This is a genomic window from Lactococcus garvieae, from assembly GCF_016027715.1.
Classification (GTDB): domain Bacteria; phylum Bacillota; class Bacilli; order Lactobacillales; family Streptococcaceae; genus Lactococcus; species Lactococcus garvieae_A.
Window position 1 is genome coordinate 736,791 of the sequence record NZ_CP065691.1, and the last position, 20,372, is coordinate 757,162.

The window sequence follows — 20,372 nt, forward strand, 5'->3', positions numbered from 1 at the left end:
ATTCCTTTATTATTTTATCATTCTTATTGGTATAATGTTTTAATTCTGTTTATAAATATTTGCAGAAAGAATTTTACATGATTAATCTTTTCAGCTCATATTTAGCCATGAAAATGCTAATCTTATGTTATTATTATTATATGCCAAAATCATTAAATATAGAGTGATTTTATGAGATAGGGTTATCAAGGAGGAGATATTTTATTGTGAAGAAATATCAAAAAATATTAATGTTGAGCGCAGTCTTTTTATCGTCGACGCAAGGAATAATGGTCAGTGCGAGTGAACTAGTATCAGTAAATAAAGAAAATAATGATTCTATAGCTTCTAATGTGGAAGAAAGCAGTACTTCTAGTTCCGCAGATAAGTCGGAAATTTCCAGTGAAAGTCAAAGTACTTCAAGCGTATTAACAGAAGAAAACTCTTCTAGTACAAATACTGAAAGTTCTACTGAGAAACAAGATACTGCAGATGCCTCAACGGAATCAATAAGTACAACAGACAGTCCTAAAATAGAAGTTCGAAGTGCCGTAACTTATCAGCAACCCTTAGAAAAAGGCACTCTTCCAAAAATTCCTGTAACTTTAGGAAAATTACCTGCAAAAAATTCAGGCAATCCTTTTAAGGACATTTCGCAATCTTTATTCAAAAATCATATTAACTGGATTTACAGTAGAGGGATTACGACAGGCTACACGCCAACAACTTACAATCCCAATGCCTATGTTACTCGTGGGGAAATGGCAGTCTTTCTTCATCGTTTAGCAGGAGCTCCAAGTTATAAAGCTCCATTTAATGTCTACACAGATGTTACTCAATATAAAAACCAGATTCTTTGGCTGACAGCTACAACTATTTCAAGTGGAACTGCACCTCATTATAATCCGAATGGTAATGTCACAAGGGGGCAAATGGCTGCCTTTCTTCACCGAATGGCAAAAGTTTCAGGTAATGCTCCTACTACAGGGAAATACAGTTCTAACTTTGCGGATGTCAAAAATCATATGTTTGCAAATGACATTGGTTGGTTAAGTTCCAAAGGGATTACTACAGGATATACAGCCACTTCTTTTAAACCAAATGCCAATGTTACACGGGGAGAAATGGCTGCCTTCCTTTCTCGTTTCTATAATATCACAACAAATAGACAAAATCCTTACCCAGCAGGACAATGTACAGCGTATGTTTGGGATTATTTCAACGGAAATATCCCTACATATGTAGGAAATGCCAAAGAATGGGTTAAGTATGCCAACAGCAAGCCTGCAGCTGGCACCATTGCTGTTTTCCCTCCAGGTAATCAAGGAGCTGGAAGTCTTGGGCATGTCGCAGTAGTCCTTTCTGTTTCCGGCTCTAAGATGAGAGTGAGCGAAGGAAACTATAACGGCGGATGGGGAACTGAACGTGTTTGTTCAACAACAGGTGTTAAATTTATTCGCCCTTAAAAGCAAGAAAAATATAAAAAGTGCCTTGGACATATGTCCAGCACTTTTTATATTTTAATACTCTATAATTGTGTCAACTTCTTCTTTTCTTCAGCAAGCACCGCCTGACCAGTTATTTTGACTGTTTCATCATCGATTTCACACAGGATTAAACCGCCACGGTCTGAAAGTTGTTTTGCGATGAGTCTTGTTTGGCCTAATTTTTCTCCCCAAAGCGGGGCTAATCGTGTATGTGAAGAACCTGTCACTGGGTCTTCATCTACGCCACCATTAGGAGCAAAGTACCGGGATACAAAATCCACTTCTGTCCTTTTTGCTGAAATTGTTACCGCATGTGGAGCAAGAGACTTGACGATATCTAGGTGAGGTTTTGCTTGTTTTACGGCGTTTTCTGAATCCAACACAAGCACGAGATGATCCTTTTCACGGGAAGTGTAGGCTTCTTTAATTATTGTCTCGGGGAAAGCTTTTTCCATTCTTTCAGTGACAGACATTGGAAAGAGGGATTGTCGTGGGAAATTTAATATGAATTGTTGCTTATATATTGCGACACTCAATTTCCCAGATTTAGATGCAAAACTTAAAAAATCAATATCTTTTTCTATCTTCTGCTTGATGACAAAAGCCGCTGCAATCATGCCATGTCCGCACAATAAAATTTCTCTTTTAGGACTAAACCATTGGATTTCCCACTCATCCTCTTCGTTTTTGTAGATAAAAGAAGTTTCTGGTAAAGCAATCTCGGAAGCTATGTGTTGCAGCTCGGCTTTTGGGTACCGTTTGGTTAAAATACAGACTGCCGCAGGATTACCTAAAAGGTGAGTGCCAGTAAAAGCGTTGATGATGTCATAGTGCATAAAATTCTCCTTGTACTTAAAACCTTTTTATCTGTCCTTTCATTATATACTAAGATAATGTAAAGAGCAGTTTTTAGGTGAGTAAGAGCCAGTTAATTTAAGAAGCTTCAATCTCTATAATGGTTGGCCCTCTATCTTTGGTACAAGTTTATTCTCCTAGATTCATCCTTTAACTTGGAATTGAAAATTTTCCCAGGGCTGTAAATAGTCCAAAAGGAATATTTCTTCTTCACGTATTCGTGCAACTACGTTTGTTTTACCCGAATTTTTCATATCCTTAAGTGCTATATTCAACTCTCCTTTATATTGACCATATGCTTCATTTTCAATGATAATATCCCCACGTTTTATATCCCGTGTATTCCCTTTGGGAAAGGCTTCCGCTTTGTATTTCACGCGTGATTGTGTTGAACGTATCATGAATTCTGAAATATCCCCCCGATAAAAGTGAGGTTCTTCTTCAACAATCACGCGCTCTAGCTCTGTAATAGTTTCTTCAAGCTCAATACCGAAAGTCATCATTTGACGATTGAGAGTAGCAAGCTTTTGTATCTCCCTTTCAGAAGCATAAGCATTACCAATAATGATATCGTCAATCAGCCCAGTTGCGATTAAATGCTGTGCCTGAACTTCAATAGGTAAGTCACGATGCATCTCTAAAGTTGCTAGACCTTCCATCACAGGCCACGGCCCATAAGTTGCATCATGTGAATTGACAAAGGCGGCCGTATGAATGTAATTTTCCTTATACATTTTTGAGCATCTGACAAAAAAGTCATAAGAATGTCCCGAAAAACGTTTAGGATAGAAATTGTGGCATCCCACTAGAAGCTCACGATTTGGTACATGACTTAAAATATTTTCCATATACTTTGTCGCATTAGACATATTGATTTCTATTTTGAGGCCATGAGGATTATAGGTCATCAAAGCTTCTTCTTTCCCAGTGAAGCCCATATCTAAACGAATACCATGAGCACCCATGTCCGCAAAGAAAGATAAATCATCATAAGAAATTCCTAAAATATCAAAAATACGCGGTGCAATGTCAACGGTCACTTCAAAATTTTTACTTCTAGCATAACTTATCGTTTCCTTGAAATTCTGTAATATCTCTTCTTTGTCACCATTAACGGACAATAAACAAGTGAAGATACGGCTAAAACCATACTTATGTGCAAGGTCAATATAAGCCTTGTCTTGCTTCAGCGTACTGTGTTCTGGGTATATCGAAATTCCTAATCGTCTCATATATTTCTCCTTGTAAAATTATTTTAAGCTGTTCACTTCATGAATAGCTTTTTTATCATATCTATGTACAGTTTTCTTGTTATAGATAATCATAGCGCGTTCTATTGCATGGCGTGTCATTTCGAAGAAAACCATGGCAGCAAATATTGCAAAAATAATAAAGGGAATTTTCAGTGGTGCAAGAAAATTTGGGAGCAGTAAAATTCCAGTAGCTAGTGTAAGCATGCTCGTAATTCCCCAAAACCACCTGCTCCTCAAATATTTATTTTTAAATCTTTCCACTTTTATGGAGAATTTACGTGCAATAATAATCACTACCACTGTAGTAACAAAAAATAGGATTGAATATAACATAAATACACTTTCTATCTGTGAACTTTTATTTAACTAAAGAGCCTTAAACCTGTGCTCCTTCAGTTTCTGTAGCAGCTTTCTTTTCTTCCTCTAGCATTTGCTTGTCATACATTTTTACAAATGGATAATAAATAACTCCTGCAATAAAGAGATTGACTAAAACAAGAATAATCGCACGCCAATCATTACCTGTTGCCATGTAAGCACCGATTGGTGCAGGAAGAGTCCACGGAACATTGGCGACAAAACCATTGACAAGGCCAAGTCTTACTGCAGTATAGGAAACGATTGTCAAGATAATCGGATTTAATACAAATGGAATAGTGAATACAGGATTCATCATCAAAGGCATACCAAAGATTAATGGTTCATTGATATTAAATAACCCTGGAACAAATGTCAATTTTGCCATATCTCTCAAGTATTTGGCACGACAAGTAAAGAGAAGGAAAACAAGAACTAAAGTTACACCTGCACCACCCATTGTGACAAACCATTGATAGAATTGTTCTGGTGCGACATAAGGAAGTTGTGTCAGGGGTGTTCCGTCAGCCATTGCAGCCATATTTGCATCAAGCATCATGAGCCACATCGGCCGGACGATTGAACCGATAATATTCATACCATGCACTCCGGCTGCCCAAAGTAAATGAATGAAAATCATAGGAAGCAAAGCACCAAACATATTATTCCCCATCAAGTCGGCAATTGGATTGAAAATACTCATGATAAAAGCATTAATATCAAAATTAAGCATTACACGCACTACCCAAAGGGAAATGATAATAAAGGCACCCGGTAATAGGGCCCCAAAGGAACGTCCAACTGCCGGGGGGACACCATCAGGCATTTTGATAGTAATATCACGTTTGATAAAGAAACGATAGATTTCAACGGCAAAAATCATTGTTAAAATTGCAGAGAACATCCCCGCACCACCTAAGTATTGCATTGGAAGTACCCAACCAATCGCAGCTTCACCTGCTTCAGTCAACACAGTATCGACATTTAAAGGGATGGTTAAAGTCAAAAATGCCGCTAATGAAAGAACACCGCCTGTCACGCCATCTAAATCATAAGACTTAGCTAAGGAATCACCCATAGCAAATGAAGCATAGATTGCCATCAAGCCCATGGTGATTCGGAAAGGAATGGTTAAGTTGGCCGTATGTGGCGCTAACCATTCCGCTACAGCTGGTATCGGGAAATTGGCGAAAACCATAATGAAAGAGCCAATCAGAATTAAAGATAGCGTTGAGATTACCCCATTACGTATTGCAACCATATGTCGCTGCATACCAATTTTGGTCATAGGTGGCATCAATCTTGTTTCGATCCACTTGAGAAATTTTTGCATGTTTACTCCTTTAAGTAAATTTTATTTCATATCAGCTGCACATACAGCTAATAGTGATAACAGATTTAAATACAATTGAATAACTGTAGGGATATTAAGTGTCTCTCACAGTTGCAATTACAGAATAATATTTCTTTGAATGCCCTTTCATTATACATGAATTGAAATTATATTTCAAACGATAACAAATGTTTCATTATCATTTGTGTTATATATCCATATCACTAAAAGCATTTCAAAGTGTTAAATTTCACAAGTTATCTTTAGCCTTCTCTAAGATAAGATACCAAGAATAAAAATTTTAAAAGGATTAAATTTGTGAAAGAACCGACAATTTTTTTGCATATGGCTTTTTTTATGTTAAAATTAAAGTGTCGGGTTTGCAAACGATTTCAAAAACAAACCCAATTCAAATTTATTATTTAGGAGAAACTAAATGAAAACCACTAAATTGGCTTCTATCGTAACTTTGTCAGCAGCTTCAATCTTCTTGCTTGCAGCATGCGGCAACAATAATGAATCAGCAAATGGCAATAACGATGCGAAAACTGAACAGTCTGACAGCAACAAAACAGCTGACGCATTCACAGGTGCTACCGCTGGTGCTAACAGTTTTGAAGATTTACAAAAAGGACTGTCTAAAAATGGTTCATGGTTGGCAGCAATCACCAAAGATATGGATGCTTCAGGCAAAACTTTGACTGTTGAAGGTGTTTATGCAAGCAAAAACCAAATCGCACGTAAATTTGCTGCTTATGCGCAAGATGCTGACCACGTTATAACTGATCGTTACACTCTTACTGTTGATAAAGTTGAAGTGAAATCGCCAGGATTCAAACTTTCTAATGGTACAATCAAAGGTGACGTAGCTGTCTTCGCACCAGGTTTTGGCGCACAAAACGGTAAAGGTGTTGATGGTAAGGCAACGATTGACGGTAATTTGATTTTCGCAAGCCAAGATCTCATGGATGCTTACAATAAGCTCGCTGATGATCAAAAACCAACCGTAACAGGTGAAACTAAAGTTGAAGAGGGTGAAGTTCTTGAATTCCCTATGGGCGCTGTTACTATTGGTGAACATGGTGAAGTAACTCATGAGTTTGAAGGCAATGGCCCAGATACTGAAGCTGGCGCAACAACGGGTACCGATGCAGCTGATGTTTTGGCTTCAGGTTTGAGTGCTAAAGGTGCTTGGTTAGTGTCTGGTAACTCAGATATTGATGCGGCTGATAAAGATATCACTGTTGACGGTATCTTCATGAACGAGAGCGGTCAAATCCAACGTACATTGGCATTAATCGCACAAAATGATCAACACCAAGTAACGGATTCATTTACTTTGACTACAAAACGTTTGATTATTAAATCACCTGGCTTTGACCTTGAAGGTGGGAACATTAAAGGTGATGTTTACGTTGCAGAAAATGCATCAATCAAAGCTCGCGATATGAAAGGTACAGACGGCAAAACAATTCCATCTGAAATCGACGGTAATCTTTATTTCGCAACTCAAGAACAATTAGATGCATATAAAGAATTGGATGCTGCCAACCAATTTAAAGTTTCTGGCGACACTGCTGTGAAAACTGCTGAATAATTAAAAATTAAAGATCTCAGTTGAGGTCTTTTTTATTTTGCAACCCTTTCTCAGGATAATAACCGATAAGGGATAAAAGCAGTGCAAACTACTAGCATATTATTAGCTACTTCTTTCACGGATTAGAGAAAACCAAAAAGAAAAGTGCTTAATAAAATAAGCACCTTTATATTTACTTTCTTTCTGTCAATTTTTTATGCTTTAGCTCCAAGACTACATCTGCTTCTGCTGCGACATCATGATCATGGGTTACTAAAATAACTGTTTTATCTTGTTCATGGGCCATTTTCTTGAAAAGGGACACAATCGCTGCCGATGTTTCTTCATCTAAATTACCCGTGGGTTCATCTGCCACAACCAACTTATGCCCAGTTGCCATTGCACGAACGATGGCAACCCGTTGCTGTTGTCCTCCCGACAGCTGAGAAACTTTTTTGTCCTGTAAGCTTTCGTCAATTCCGACTTCTGTCAATTTTTCACGAACATAGCTTTTAATATTAGGAATTTTATTGCCTGATATTTCAAGAGCAGTTCTTACATTTTGGTAAGCTGACATATAGGGCAACAAATTGTAAGCTTGAAAGACGATAGACAGGTCTTTTTGTCGAAAGGTGGTCAGATTTTTCGCGGATAAAATTTTATCTTCATAACTTATTTCGCCTTTTTTAGCAACATCTAAACCTGAAATTAGTGAGAGAAAAGTTGTTTTCCCACTGCCAGATTTGCCAATAATCGTGTAAAGCTTTCCTGATTCAAAATCCACACTGATATCTTCAAAAAGCGCATCAGCGGGATCCTTATACCAATAAGCAACATTTTTTACTCTTAACATTTTTACTCTTTCCTCCCTTAATTCCCTGTTAATACTGCTTTAGGCTGTAATTGTAAAATACCAACAGAGGCAGCAAGGACAGCCAAAACAACGATAGCTAAGGCAATCAAGCCCAAAATAACTATGGTGGTCCCATTCATTTTGACGTCCATTGCTTCAATCTACTCAGCTTTTGCTTGACCTGTTAATGGAGAGTTTGAACCTGGACCTCCTGCTTGCTGACGTATCATTCCGCCTTGCTGTAAGTTTTGCTGACTGGATGCTTCCTCTGCTTCCTGTGTCTGTGCTGTGTTTTGCTGACTTAGAAGCTGATTTCCTATAGCGTTACCAATGAAGTTCCCTGTTATACTTGCTCCACCAATAGCAAGAACCATAATAATAAGCAGTTCAACAAAAAACTGACCAATAATTTTAGATTTACGTTCACCTAAACTCATGAGTACTCCGATCTCATAACGTCGTTCACGAATAGACATAATGACAATCAAGCCTAGAATCAAACTCCCAGCTAGTGCAACCAGTACCACAATATTCATCGCAAAACCAGAAACATTGTTGATTGGGCCTAACATTTGTTGGTAAAAAGCATCATTCGTCTGCAAAGCATACGGGCTATCCGTAGGCAGCTCTTTTTCGGCAGCCGCAACAAACTCGTCCATTTTTTCAGGATTATCAAGGTTGAAGATAGCTTGATCCACTGTATCTTTTTCCCGTTCTGTGGCTAAACTTTCTGCCAAAGTATAGGGTGCAAAGATATTATTCACTGGATTCATTGAGGGGATACGTGCTGCCATGCCATCGGTACTCGCTGTTGTCTGATAAATACCTGTAATTTTAACTTTGTGAGCTTTTCCATCAGTGTCCTTGAGTTCAAAAGTATCTCCGACTTTTAAATCATTCTTCTCAGCCAACGTTTGCTCTATCAAGACATGATTACTGCCTAGATCCTCCTCGGTCAGTCCTTTTCCTTCAACGATTTTAGCAGTTCCATCAGAGAAACTTCCCGCCAAGTCTGTGGCATTCACCCCTGTCATTCGGAAATCAACTTCTGCCATGTTGCTTCCACCAATATTGGCTTTTATTTCTCCGCCCATAGTGTTGCCTGTTTCCACTTTAACAGGCTCGATACCTTGTCCTTTGGTGACAGCTCCGCCTACCGATAACAATGTTGAAGCGACACCTGGCAAGTGACTTATTTTTTCAGCCAGTTCACGGCTGATAGGACTTGGCATATCACCACCCATCATCTGCCCCTGTTGAGCAAGCTTTTGTCTATCTACAGCAAGTGTTACGATTGCTCCCACAGACTTTTTCGCTTCCTCAGCTGCCTTAGTGGCTGCACTTCTTATCGTCAAACCAGCCAGGACAAAACTCAAAATAGCCATAAAAACTAAGCCTAGAAGTAATGTCTTGCCTCGTTTGGAAATAAGATGCAAACCTGCACGTTTAATAAAGTTCATTTAATAATGACTCACTTTCTTTAGGATAGGCATATTTTATAGTTTATTACTTAAAATTCACTTAGTTAAAACTAAATCTTTTCTTAATAAACAAATAACCTTTTTCTAAAAAACGCAGTCTTTATCATATTCAAGTCTCTTATATCGCTATTGTTTTTCTCATTTTAAACTCATAATACTTTGTGTTATTGTAAGCTACAAAATGAAAAACAGCTCACACTTGGAGCTGTTTTTCTTATTTTATTTAGTGGTCACAAAGTTCTACAAAAAACTTTACATTTGTAACTTCTTAGCCGCTCATGGTTTTATATAAGCAAAACCCAAATGCTGCTTTTGTACCAGCTCTACGATACCGGCTGGAACAACTGTACATCCTTCTTGCAGCATTTCCGTTGTATAAGCGCGCGCATTTAGTGAATTTTGACAAACCGCAACTTTTACGCCTGTTTGTAATACTTCCGATAGATTTATAGTAGATCCCTGAAGAACCTTATCGACAGCTTCTCCATTGACTAAAATTTCAATGTCTCCAGCTTCCTTGTTCTCTGACAGCCAGCTTTGAAAGTTTTCTACATTAGACAAAACTGCTTTCCATTTTTGGTTCTCATTGATATGCAAAATAACTTTTAACATTTTTACTTCTCCTTTATATATATTTAGCAGTAAGTGAAGTCGCGCAGTCTTGCAAGCCTGCTGGTGGTCCTGCATAAACAACCTCTCCCCCAGATGAGCCGCCGTCTGGACCCACGTCAATAATCCAATCCGCTTGACGCATAATATCTAACTGATGTTCAATCACAACTAAGGTATTGCCTTGCTCAACAAAATGATTCATAATCTTCATTAAGCGGCCAATATCGGACAGATGCAAGCCTGTAGAAGGTTCATCAAGGATAAATAAATTGCCTTTTTGATAAAACTCATTGGCTAACTTCAAGCGTTGACGTTCTCCACCGGATAAAGTGCTGGTGGACTGCCCAAGAGTCAGATAGCCAAGACCTACTTCATTCATGGCTTTTACTTTTTTCTTGATGATGGGAATATTCTGGAAAAAGTCTAAAGCTTCTTCAATCGTTAATCCCAATATCTCCGTGATATCTTTCCCTTGATATTTAAAGGAAAGAGCTTCTGCCTTATAGCGTTTGCCCTGACAAAGTTCACAGGTTTGTTTTACTGTTTCCATAAAGGCTAAACGAGACTCGATATAGCCACGCCCTTCACAATCCGGGCAGGCTCCTTCTGAGTTATAGCTGAAAAGACTAGGCTTCACATCATTTTCCTTAGCAAAAGCCTTCCTAATCGCATCCATGATTCCAATAAAAGTTGCGGGGTTGGAACGGCTATTGGCAGCCAAGCTGGCTTGCGTTATCATGACAGCTTCTGGATATGCAGCTCTTAGGGAATGCTCTACAAGAGTTGATTTTCCTGACCCTGCTACACCGGTCACAACCGTAAGCAGACCTTTGGGAATATCTAGCGCTTGTTTTTTAAGATTGTTGGCGCTGGAAACTTTTCCTTGATAAAAGTGAACAGCTTGTCGAGGTGTGGCATTAATTGGTGTCTTCTCAGCAAGATATTGCCCTGTCAAACAGTCCGACTGGAGGAGTTGCGTATAGCTGCCTTCAAACATAATCTCCCCACCATGAATGCCAGCTGCCGGACCAACTTCGACCACCCAATCTGCGATCTTAATGACATCTGGGTCATGCTCAATAATCAAAACCGTATTACCTTTGTCTCGTAACTTCGTAAAGATGGCATTAATACGCGCCACATCTCTCGGATGCAGGCCGACGGAAGGTTCATCAAAAATATAGAGCATGTCCGATAAAGCATTATTCAAATGCTTCACTAACTTCACACGCTGTGATTCTCCACCCGATAAGGTAGATGTTTCTCGATCAAGACTGAGATAGCCTAGTCCAAGTTCAATAAGGTGATCAATCTGTTGTTTGAGATGGCCAGTACCTTCCAGTTGAGCCAAGGCATCACTTAAATCAGTAAGTTCCATGGCCATCAAGTCCGCAAAGCTATAACTTGACCAACGTACCGCAAGAGATTCTTGATTTAAACGTTTGCCTTGACATGTCGAACAGAGAGCCTCATGTGTATAAGTTGCCAACGTTTTTTGTGCACCTGCGGACAAATCTCCTTCTTTCTGCAAAAAGCCACGGTTAAACTTATCAACTATTCCCTCATAGGTAAGATTGTATTCTCCCATCTTGATTTTTCCGACGTCTTTGCCGTGATAAAGGCGCTCTAACTCTTCTTCTGTAAAATCTTTCAGCTTCTTCTCACCATCAAAAAGTCCATTTTCCACATACATTTTGACAATTTTTTGATAGGGTTTGAAGAGGACTGCGCCATTATTGAGGGTGCGCGCCATATCGACAAAAAGCTCCATCTTAAGTTCTAATTTTTTACCAATACCTTGGCAGTCTGGACACATGCCTGCAGGAAGATTAAAAGAAAAATGATCCACTCCAAGTTGAGGCTGGCCACCGCCTGAAAACAGTTGACGAATAACAGGTGCGATATCCGTAATTGTCGCAAGAGTCGAACGAGCATTTCCTCCTAGCGTTTTTTGATCAATCACGATAGAAGCTGGAAGGTTTTCAATGCGTTCAACATCAGGACGTTCATATTTAGGCAAAAATTGCCGAACAAATGCTGGCAAAGTTTCGTTTAAGAGACGCTGTGACTCATCGGCGAGCGTATCAAATACAAGACTTGATTTTCCTGATCCTGAAACACCAGTAAAGACGGTAATCTTTTTTTTAGGAATCTCAAGAGATACATTTTTTAAATTATTGACATTATCTGAAATCACACGAATCGTCTCAGTCATGCTTTTCTCCTTATTATTCATTTCAAAAGCTTTTATTCTTTGCTCATACAGTATAGCAATTCTAGCTGTAACTGCAAAACCATATCTGAAGATACGTTAGCAACCTGCACTAAAAGACAGAGATGTCATACGTTAATCAACGATAAAAGAGTTAATCGCTTAGTCCATTTGTCGTAACTTTTGGTCTAAAATCTCATAGCGTACATCTGCAACTTTTTTTACAAATGCAGTATCATGGGAAGTCAAAATAATAGTTCCTGGATAACTATGGATAAACTTCTCTAAGGCCTCTATCGTTTCTAAATCAATAAAATTCGTTGGCTCATCTAGGATTAAGAGATTTGAAGGTTGAATAAAGGTTTGTGCTAAAATAACCTTTGTCGCCTGTCCTCCAGATAGTTTATTAACAGATGTACGCATCTGACTGTGATTAAAGCCTAACTGTACGAGAAGGCTGCGTATGAAACTCTCATCATAATCACTTTGTTCAGTCAGATATAACAACAAAGGCAGCTCTGAGTGAAGGTCATAATCCAGCTGCCCATAACTGGCTATTTTAAGCTTAGGCGATAAAGTTAAGTGCTTATCTCCCGTTATAATTTTTCGTAACAAACTGGATTTCCCCGAACCATTTGGTCCTGAAAGAACAATCACTTTCCCTAAGGGAAACTGGAAGTTAATCCTGTCCAGCAAGACATTTTTGCCTGCTTTTACTGTCAAACCATCTGCCATGATGGGAAACTTGTTGTGTAAGACAAGGCTGGGAGATAGAGGAAATTTCAGCTCTCGCTCTTCTTCTAATTTTTCAAAGTTGCCAAGTTTGTCTAGCCTTGTGTTCATGGCTTTAACTTGTCGCTGCGCTGCTTTTTGTACACTATCTTTAGACTTCGTTGCGGAATAGCGGTCTGGCTTTATCGCGCGTTTCAAATTTTTGGCAACATTGTCTGCCTGCTGAGCTATTTTTGCTTCTTTAGTAGCAATAGCCCGCTCTAAAAGGGCTTTTTCTTTTGCCAACTTCTCATTATAGCGCACAGTCTCTAGAGCAGCTTTTTCTTTTGCTTCTATATAGTCCTGATAATTGCCGTTATAGACAGTTACTCGCCCATCGGCGATTTCCCATATTTTCTCTACTGTGGCATTAAGGAAAGAGCGATCATGAGATACAAGAAGTATGGTTCCATAGTAATAACGGACTTCCTTAGCTAGATCTTCCATGCTTTCTTTATCCAAATGTGTCGTTGGTTCATCGAGCAATAAACCTTGAGGATATTGCGCTAAAACTTGACTAAGCATAAACTTTCGTTGCTGCCCACCAGATAAATGTTCATAGTCCTGAGCGGGTACTTGCATCCTTGACAACCACTCATAGTCAAGATCATCCACTGCTTCACCGCCAATTTGTCTCAGATACTCAAAATCAATGTGCCTCTCAATCTTACCATAATCAGGATTTAGCTGACCTGAAATAAGATTCAATAAAGTCGATTTCCCTTGCCCATTGGCACCCACTATTCCTATCTTTTCTCCTTCATAGACCATTAGATGCTCGATATCTAAGATATCCTGATCCTTAAAACTCACTTTAACATTTTTCAACTCTAGTGCTAAACTCATTATTTTCCTCCAAATATGTGTCGAAGGGCCATATGTGGACAGAAAAAAAAGCGGTCGCCCGCTTTCTTATTATTTCTAAAAAAGTGCAAACCACACCCTTGAAATTCTGATTACAGACCCTAAAAATATGCAATTTTAGAGATGATTCCAGATTTTCATTGATGCTGTCATGGTTGGCACTCCTTCCTGTTCTTAATAACTTCATTTTAGCACAAAAATATGCGAAGCCAAAAAGATTTACAGAATTTTACAGTCTAACCTTCTATAATATAGCGTAGATAGAGTAGCGTAAATCTTTTCTACAGAGTTTCCTGTCATTATCAATAAAATTCTTCAGGTAAAAGCGTATCCGCCAATTTAATATTATCAGAGTAATCGATAGGAACATCAATCACAACTGGTCCTGTTGTATCAGGGATTGATTCCAAAAGTTCTTTGAGTTCTTCGGCACTGTGCACGCGATAGCCTTTAGCACCCATTGCGTCTGCGTATTTTACGTAATCAACGCTACCGAAGTTTACGCCTGCTGCGCGGCCGTATTTTTTCTCTTCTTGGAATTTAACCATGTCATAGTGACCATCATTCCAGATGATGTGAATCAATGGCAAGTTAAGGCGCACCGCAACTTCAAGTTCTTGTCCTGTAAAGAGGAAGCCTCCATCACCTGAGTGAGAATAAACTTTATGTCCTGGGCGGAGCAAACCAGCTGTAATCCCCCATGGTAAAGCGACACCCAATGTTTGCATACCATTTGAGAAGAGCAAGTGACGTGGTTCATAAGAACGGAAATAACGTGCCATCCAGATATAGAGTGAGCCAACGTCAACCGTAACAGTCTCATCATCTTTGACTACTTCTTGGAAAGTACTTACCAAGTCAAGTGGATGCAAACGTCCTTCTTCAGCTGCTTCTACGTCAAACTCGTGTTGGCTAATAACATCGCGCAAGCCTTTAAGGTATTCGACAGAGCCTTCTGGCAAGTTATAACCACGAACGGCTGGCAAAAGATTTTCCAATGTTTGGGCAATGTCACCAATCAATTCACGTTCAGGTTGATAGTATGTATCGATTTCAGCGATAGCATTATCAATAACGACGATACGGCTGTCAATTTCAGCATTCCAGTTGCGTGCCTCATACTCGATTGGATCATAACCGACAGCAATAACTAAGTCTGAACGTTTCAATAGCATATCACCCGGTTGGTTACGGAAGAGACCGATACGACCGAAGAATGTATGTTCAAGATCTCGTGAAATGACACCCGCACCTTGGAAAGTTTCGACAACAGGAATTGAAACGTGCGAAAGCAAGTTACGCAAGGCTTTGGCAACTTTTTCATCGGAACCACCTGCACCTACAAGGATAACAGGTAATACAGCATTTTTAATTGCTTGTGCCAAATAGTTAATATCATCGATAGAGGCATTCCCCATCTTTGGATCTGACAAAGGTTTAATGGCATTAACTGATACTTCTGAGTCTGTCACGTCTTGTGGGATTGACAAGAAGCTTGACCCTGCACGACCGCCTTTAGCGATACGATAAGCATTGGCTACTGTTTCCGAAATTGTTGAGGGATCCAAGATTTCTTGCGAATATTTTGAAGCAGGTGCCATCATTTGCGCATTATCCATTGATTGATGGGCACGTTTCAAACGGTCGGCACGTTTTACTTGACCACCAATCGCAAGGATAGCATCACCTTCAGACGTTGCGGTCAAAAGTGGCGTTGCCAAGTTTGATACACCTGGTCCAGAAGTTACCAAAACAACCCCAGGTTCACCCGTGATACGTCCCACAGCTTGTGCCATGAAAGCAGCACCTTGTTCGTGGTGAGTGATGATTAATTCTGGTGCTTTTGGATCATGTTCTAAGCGATCGAATACGCGGTCAATCTTGGCACCGGGAATACCAAAAACATATTTTACATTATGGTTAATTAAACTATCTACAACTAAGTCTGAGCCGAATTTTTTTTCAGTCATTTCTTCTCCATTTCAATTAAGATTCACAATCTTCACAATCAATTTTAGCAGAAAACATTTTAATTTACAAAGATAGAGATTGTAAAACTATATATAGCCTGCCTTGACAAGATTTTGTGGCTTGAACCGCTTACATTATTTTCCGCAAATATTACAAAAATTGTCATCAAATTTATATATAAAAAACTATTGCTCGATTACTCGAACAATAGTCCTCTTATTTCCTCATCATCGGGTGCGAGTTCTAGATATTGCTTAATATAAGCTTGAGCTTTATCATTTTGCCCTATTTGTTGGAGAAAATCAATATAATCTTTTAAGAAATCTGGATTTTCGATAAGTACAGTAGATAAAAGCTCAGTATAGAGAGCTTCAGCTTGCGCATCATTTTCCAACTCTTTATTGGCCTGAGCGAAGAGCCATTGTGCCAATACATGCTCTTCTTCTAAAAGGTCTTCAAGGCGAGTCACTGCTTCAAAATCATTTTCGTTGAAATAGAGATTAGCCAGCAGGAACACCGTCTCATCATGTAACTCCGCAACATTTAAAGCATCCATTAGATAGCGCTCTGCCGCTGCTTGATCTTTTTGTCTGTAAGCCAGTTTTGAGAGAAAGTGCAATAGTAAGGCAGAGTTAGGATTTTTAAGCAATCCTTCCTGAGCTACGCGTGCTGCTTCATCAAACTGACGGTCAGCTTCGAGAGTCTGTGCGTAAGCCAGTTCATAGTTTAGAAGGTCAGTATTATAGTCTTCTAATTGCTTAAAATAGCTAATCGCACGGGCTTGATTATCAAGCTCGCTGTAAAGCAGGGCAATTTTGTAAAGAGTATCTGCTGTTTTGTCAAATTCCAGTGATTTTTCCAAAAATGAGATTGCATTTTCAAAATTTCCTAGATGCGCATAGGATTCACCGATACGCTGATAAGTTGAAATTTTAGTTTGCTGTAAAATTTCTCGTACAGAGAGTTTTGCATAGTTTTGGATCGCTTCCTGATAAGCGCCTTGCTCATAGTAGCTTTCGGCTAAAGCAAAAGTTATTAAAGGCGAATCAGAAAGTTCCCGTGCCTCTTCTAGCTTGCTAATCGCTGTCTCAAAATCCCCTTCAAACTGGTACAAATCAGCAATCTGAATCAAAGCAGCAACATAGTTTTCATCTCCAGCAGGAATCTGATAGAGATAGTTGAGGGCATCATCAATCTCGCCGTCGTCCTCTGCAATTTCCGCCAGATTAATCAAATAGTCTGTACTTTCAGGATTATCGCCCAGAATCTTATCGTATATTTGATGGCTCTCATCGATAAAGCCCATCATTTGTAGATACTCTGCCAGATCCGCAAGCATTTCTTCATTATCATGTTTAAGCGCATTGCTCAAAGCATTGTGCATACCAATCAAATCACCTTTGTGTAGGAAATCAATTGTATCTTCTGAATAAGACATTATTACTCCTCTATTACTTCAATTTCACTTGTTTTTTCTAAATTGGCCGGATGATAGAGTTCAGAAATTTCACGATACCAATCGTAAAAGTGACTTACAATAACTTTGGCTGCTGCATAAAACGGTATTCCCAAAAGGACGCCCCATAGACCAAAAACTTTTCCCGCAGTTAAAAGAACAAAAAGTACTGTGATAGGATGAATGCTTAATTGTTTACCTAAAACCAATGGAGAAACAAAGCGACCTTCAAGCGTTTGCTCAATGATGTAGACAATCAAGACTTTAAGTAGCATTACAGGACCACCTGTCGCAAGACCAATAATCATTGCTGGGATAATGGCTAAATAGAAACCGAGGAACGGAATCAAGTTAAAGAATCCTGACAAAATCGCAAGGGTAATTCCGTAGCGCAAGCCAATGATAGGAAGCCCAATCGCAAGCATCAAAGCTACGGCAATCGCAACAATAACTTGACCACGAACGTAGTTTGCCAGTTGTGAATTCATCTCAGTCAAGATTTTTGAAGTATCTTTACGCCAGTTCACGGGTAAAAGATGAGTGATATATCCGTTCAAGTTTTTTCCATCTCGTAAAAGGTAGAAAAGAACAAAGGGGAAAATAATAAGAGAGATAAAGACACTGGCAGTTCGTGTGATAACGTCTGTAATGGAGCTAAAAGCAGCTGTTGAAAAGTTTTTCGACCAATCTACAATATTGTTGCCAAGAGAATCCATAAAGTCATCCATCTGTGGACGGAATTGTTCAAAATGACGGTTTGTCAATAATTGATTGACTTCCTCTTGAATCTGGTCCACATAGTTGGGAACATGCTTAGAAAAAGTAGCCACACTATTTGATACTGAGGGAATAGCGTAAGCTAAGCCCCATACAAGCAAGCCAGCTATCAACACGAAGATAACGATAATACTCGCAATACGTGGTACGCGTTTTTTTTCTAAATAATCAACAATGGGATTAAGCAAATAATAAAATACGGCTGCCAAAACAATGGGTAATGAAACAATAGTTAAGAAATCAGCAATCGGTGCAAAAATGAAGTTCACCTTGCTCAGTAGTAGAATATTCAGCAACAAAAGTAAGACTACTAGGAGTGCCGTTACTACTTTATTATTAATAACCCATTTGAAAAAAACAGAGGCTCTAAAATTTTGTTTTTCCATAGGAATTTTCCCTTCTTATATGTAAAGTACTTTCTAAATTATAACATAATCTTGATTATATTGGGCTGGAAGGCGTTTGTTTTACATAATATTATTTATGCAAAAAAAGCTGGATTTACAGCTTTTTTAGTTCGTAGTATTGTATTTGGAAAAATATTTTCCGTTTAACGATTTGCCAACCTTGTTTTTTGAAAAGATGGTGTAACTCTTTTAGCTGATAAACCTTAACATCTCCTTCTCTCGAAAAACGATTAAGCCGCCAATTATAGAGCTTCGTCACTACAGGGATATGTATTTCCGCAATGATTAAACGACCCTCTGGTTTTAACAAACGACCAGCCTCACTAAGAAAGCGGTTGGGATGAGGGAAATGGTGAAAACTTGCAGAACAGATAATAACATCAAAGTTATGATCAGAAAATGGGACATTTTCGGCACTGCCTTGTTTGAACTCAAACTCAGGGTGACGTTGACGAGCGATTTTCACCATTTCTGATGAAATATCTAAGCCTGCACCAACTATCTTTTTCTCCTTGCTCAGCATTGCTAAGAGCGTGCCATTAGCACAACCCATATCGAGGATGTTAGCATTTTCTTGAAACTCTAAATGTTTAACAATGAACTTCTTGAAAAAGGAAGCCAGAAAACCATCGAAAGAATGATCAAAATGTTGGGCGATATTGTCATAGAATTTTTCTGATTCTTGTTCGTAGTTGTGGTGTTTGTGTGGCATTTTTAGACCTTATTTCTTTCTCAACAACCCCACACACTCCACATGCTTCGTCTGCGGAAAGAGGTCAACAGGTTGTACTTTTTCCAAAAGATAGCCTTCTTCTTCGAAGCGAACGACATCACGCGCAAATGTCGCTGGATTGCAGGAGATATAGACGACAGCTCGTGCTTGTGTTGCTGTAGCAGCTTTGATAAAGCTTTCGTCAAGTCCCTTGCGTGGTGGGTCCACAAAGATAACGTCAGGTTGGATACCGTCTTGCAACCATTTTGGCATCACTTCTTCTGCGGGCCCGACTTCATAGTGGGCGTTCTGTATGCCGTTCAGTGCGGCGTTCACTTTAGCATTTTCTACTGCTTCGGGTATGATTTCCATGCCGTAGACCTGGGCAACCTTGTCTGCCATTCCAAGTCCAATTGTTCCGATACCAGAGTAAGCATCAATCACGACATCTTCGGCTTTCAAATCAGCAAAATCATAAGCTAACTGATAGAGTTTTTCTGCCTGTGCTGTATTGACTTGATAGAAAGCACGGGCCGAGATTTGGAAATCTTTGCCTAACATGCTGTCCGTAATATAATCTTTACCTGAGAGAAGTTCAAACTTAGAGCCAAAGATCGCATTTCCAGTAGAGGTATTAACACTAAGCTGAAAAGAAGTCACTTTATCACGATACTCAGCGACCAGTTCTGAAAGTCCCGCAAACTTTTCTTTAGTAACGACCAAAACAAGCATCATTTGGCCGCTATGATAACCACGGCGAATCACGATGTTGCGCACGATTCCTCGCTTCGTTTTTTCGTCATAAGGTGGGATATTAAGCGTGATTAAACTTTCCCGTACTTGATTGACAAGGGCGTCAATTTCAGTATTTTGAATATAGAAGTCATGTATTGGAACTAAATCATGTGAGTTCTTCCGGAAAAAGCCTGTTTCTGTACGGCCATTGACGACACGGACGGGAACCTGAGCTTTGTTTCTATACTGACTTTCTTGTTCTGCACCAAGTGTCTCCATCACAGGAAAATCAGGTTTGTGTGCCGTTTTACGGAGTACATCAACAACCTGTTTGCGCTTGAAATGGAGCTGCGCTGGATAAGTCATATGCCCAAAGTCAGCAATCCCTGTACGCAGATAGGTCATATTTACATCCTGCACTCGATCAGGAGACTGACTGATCCATTCTTCGACTTTACCAAAACCGAAGTTCTTCCCGACCTTCAGAATTTTCATTTTTATTTCTTCATCAGGTAGTGCATTTTCAACAAAAAAAGGGAAGTTATCTTCCTTGATAACTCCTTGTCCTTCATGTGTCAAGTCAATCACTTTTCCTTGGATAATTTCATTTTTCTGGAATTTTTTCATGATTTTATAATATCATACTGTGCCGATAAAGTCTAATTACTTTATGTTCTACTC

General features: G+C 39.2%; 17 protein-coding genes. 2 read left to right on the forward strand and 15 right to left on the reverse strand.

Features of this window, described 5'->3' with window-relative positions; genetic code table 11:
• Nucleotides 1-206 precede the first annotated feature (206 nt).
• Nucleotides 207-1,445: an S-layer homology domain-containing protein gene (locus tag I6G50_RS03740; RefSeq protein WP_197909218.1), complete on the forward strand. Its 1,239-nt coding sequence runs from the start codon at nt 207-209 to the stop codon at nt 1,443-1,445.
• 62 nt (nt 1,446-1,507) lie between these two features.
• Here the strand turns inward: I6G50_RS03740 and I6G50_RS03745 are convergent, their stop codons facing one another.
• The 4 genes from I6G50_RS03745 to I6G50_RS03760 all read right to left on the reverse strand — a co-directional run bounded on the left by I6G50_RS03745 (nt 1,508) and on the right by I6G50_RS03760 (nt 5,264).
• Nucleotides 1,508-2,302 carry a PhzF family phenazine biosynthesis protein gene (locus I6G50_RS03745; RefSeq protein WP_197909219.1) on the reverse strand — a complete coding sequence of 265 codons (795 nt, stop codon included), beginning with the start codon at nt 2,300-2,302 and terminating at the stop codon, nt 1,508-1,510.
• 162 nt (nt 2,303-2,464) lie between these two features.
• Nucleotides 2,465-3,553: a DUF871 domain-containing protein gene (locus I6G50_RS03750; RefSeq protein WP_197909220.1), complete on the reverse strand. Its 1,089-nt coding sequence runs from the start codon at nt 3,551-3,553 to the stop codon at nt 2,465-2,467.
• Between the two features lie 18 nt (nt 3,554-3,571).
• Nucleotides 3,572-3,907 (reverse strand): hypothetical protein, encoded by a 336-nt coding sequence (locus I6G50_RS03755; RefSeq protein WP_197909221.1) that lies wholly within the window; start codon nt 3,905-3,907, stop codon nt 3,572-3,574.
• A gap of 43 nt (nt 3,908-3,950) precedes the next feature.
• A complete protein-coding gene (locus I6G50_RS03760; RefSeq protein ID WP_197909222.1) occupies nt 3,951-5,264 on the reverse strand; it encodes a PTS sugar transporter subunit IIC in 1,314 nt (437 codons plus the stop codon).
• A gap of 436 nt (nt 5,265-5,700) precedes the next feature.
• Between I6G50_RS03760 and I6G50_RS03765 the strand changes: the two genes are divergently transcribed.
• Nucleotides 5,701-6,861: a hypothetical protein gene (locus I6G50_RS03765; RefSeq protein WP_197909223.1), complete on the forward strand. Its 1,161-nt coding sequence runs from the start codon at nt 5,701-5,703 to the stop codon at nt 6,859-6,861.
• Nucleotides 6,862-7,033: 172 nt separating this feature from the next.
• On the opposite strand, the gene I6G50_RS03770 is transcribed toward I6G50_RS03765, so the two are convergent.
• The 11 genes from I6G50_RS03770 to rlmD all read right to left on the reverse strand — a co-directional run bounded on the left by I6G50_RS03770 (nt 7,034) and on the right by rlmD (nt 20,318).
• A complete protein-coding gene (locus tag I6G50_RS03770; RefSeq protein WP_081167335.1) occupies nt 7,034-7,693 on the reverse strand; it encodes an ABC transporter ATP-binding protein in 660 nt (219 codons plus the stop codon).
• A gap of 17 nt (nt 7,694-7,710) precedes the next feature.
• Entirely contained in the window at nt 7,711-7,845 is a 135-nt protein-coding gene (locus I6G50_RS10550; protein WP_269668696.1) for a hypothetical protein, read from the reverse strand.
• A 9-nt stretch (nt 7,846-7,854) separates the two neighbouring features.
• Nucleotides 7,855-9,153: an ABC transporter permease gene (locus tag I6G50_RS03775; RefSeq protein ID WP_197909224.1), complete on the reverse strand. Its 1,299-nt coding sequence runs from the start codon at nt 9,151-9,153 to the stop codon at nt 7,855-7,857.
• Nucleotides 9,154-9,450: 297 nt separating this feature from the next.
• Nucleotides 9,451-9,786, reverse strand: coding sequence for a DsrE family protein (locus I6G50_RS03780; RefSeq protein ID WP_081167342.1), 336 nt, complete (start codon nt 9,784-9,786; stop codon nt 9,451-9,453).
• A gap of 13 nt (nt 9,787-9,799) precedes the next feature.
• Complete coding sequence (locus I6G50_RS03785; protein ID WP_197909225.1) at nt 9,800-12,001, reverse strand: ATP-binding cassette domain-containing protein; 2,202 nt, start codon at nt 11,999-12,001, stop codon at nt 9,800-9,802.
• Nucleotides 12,002-12,160: 159 nt separating this feature from the next.
• Nucleotides 12,161-13,615: a ribosomal protection-like ABC-F family protein gene (gene abc-f, locus I6G50_RS03790; protein WP_197909226.1), complete on the reverse strand. Its 1,455-nt coding sequence runs from the start codon at nt 13,613-13,615 to the stop codon at nt 12,161-12,163.
• Nucleotides 13,616-13,935: 320 nt separating this feature from the next.
• Entirely contained in the window at nt 13,936-15,603 is a 1,668-nt protein-coding gene (alsS, locus tag I6G50_RS03795; protein ID WP_081167350.1) for an acetolactate synthase AlsS, read from the reverse strand.
• Between the two features lie 197 nt (nt 15,604-15,800).
• Nucleotides 15,801-17,042, reverse strand: a complete 1,242-nt coding sequence (locus tag I6G50_RS03800; RefSeq protein ID WP_197909227.1) for a tetratricopeptide repeat protein — start codon at nt 17,040-17,042, stop codon at nt 15,801-15,803.
• 2 nt (nt 17,043-17,044) lie between these two features.
• Nucleotides 17,045-18,223 carry an AI-2E family transporter gene (locus tag I6G50_RS03805; RefSeq protein ID WP_081167358.1) on the reverse strand — a complete coding sequence of 393 codons (1,179 nt, stop codon included), beginning with the start codon at nt 18,221-18,223 and terminating at the stop codon, nt 17,045-17,047.
• Nucleotides 18,224-18,338: 115 nt separating this feature from the next.
• Nucleotides 18,339-18,956 (reverse strand): class I SAM-dependent methyltransferase, encoded by a 618-nt coding sequence (locus I6G50_RS03810; RefSeq protein ID WP_197909228.1) that lies wholly within the window; start codon nt 18,954-18,956, stop codon nt 18,339-18,341.
• Between the two features lie 9 nt (nt 18,957-18,965).
• On the reverse strand, nt 18,966-20,318 hold the full coding sequence (rlmD, locus tag I6G50_RS03815) for a 23S rRNA (uracil(1939)-C(5))-methyltransferase RlmD (RefSeq protein ID WP_197909229.1): 1,353 nt from the start codon (nt 20,316-20,318) through the stop codon (nt 18,966-18,968).
• Nucleotides 20,319-20,372 lie beyond the last annotated feature (54 nt).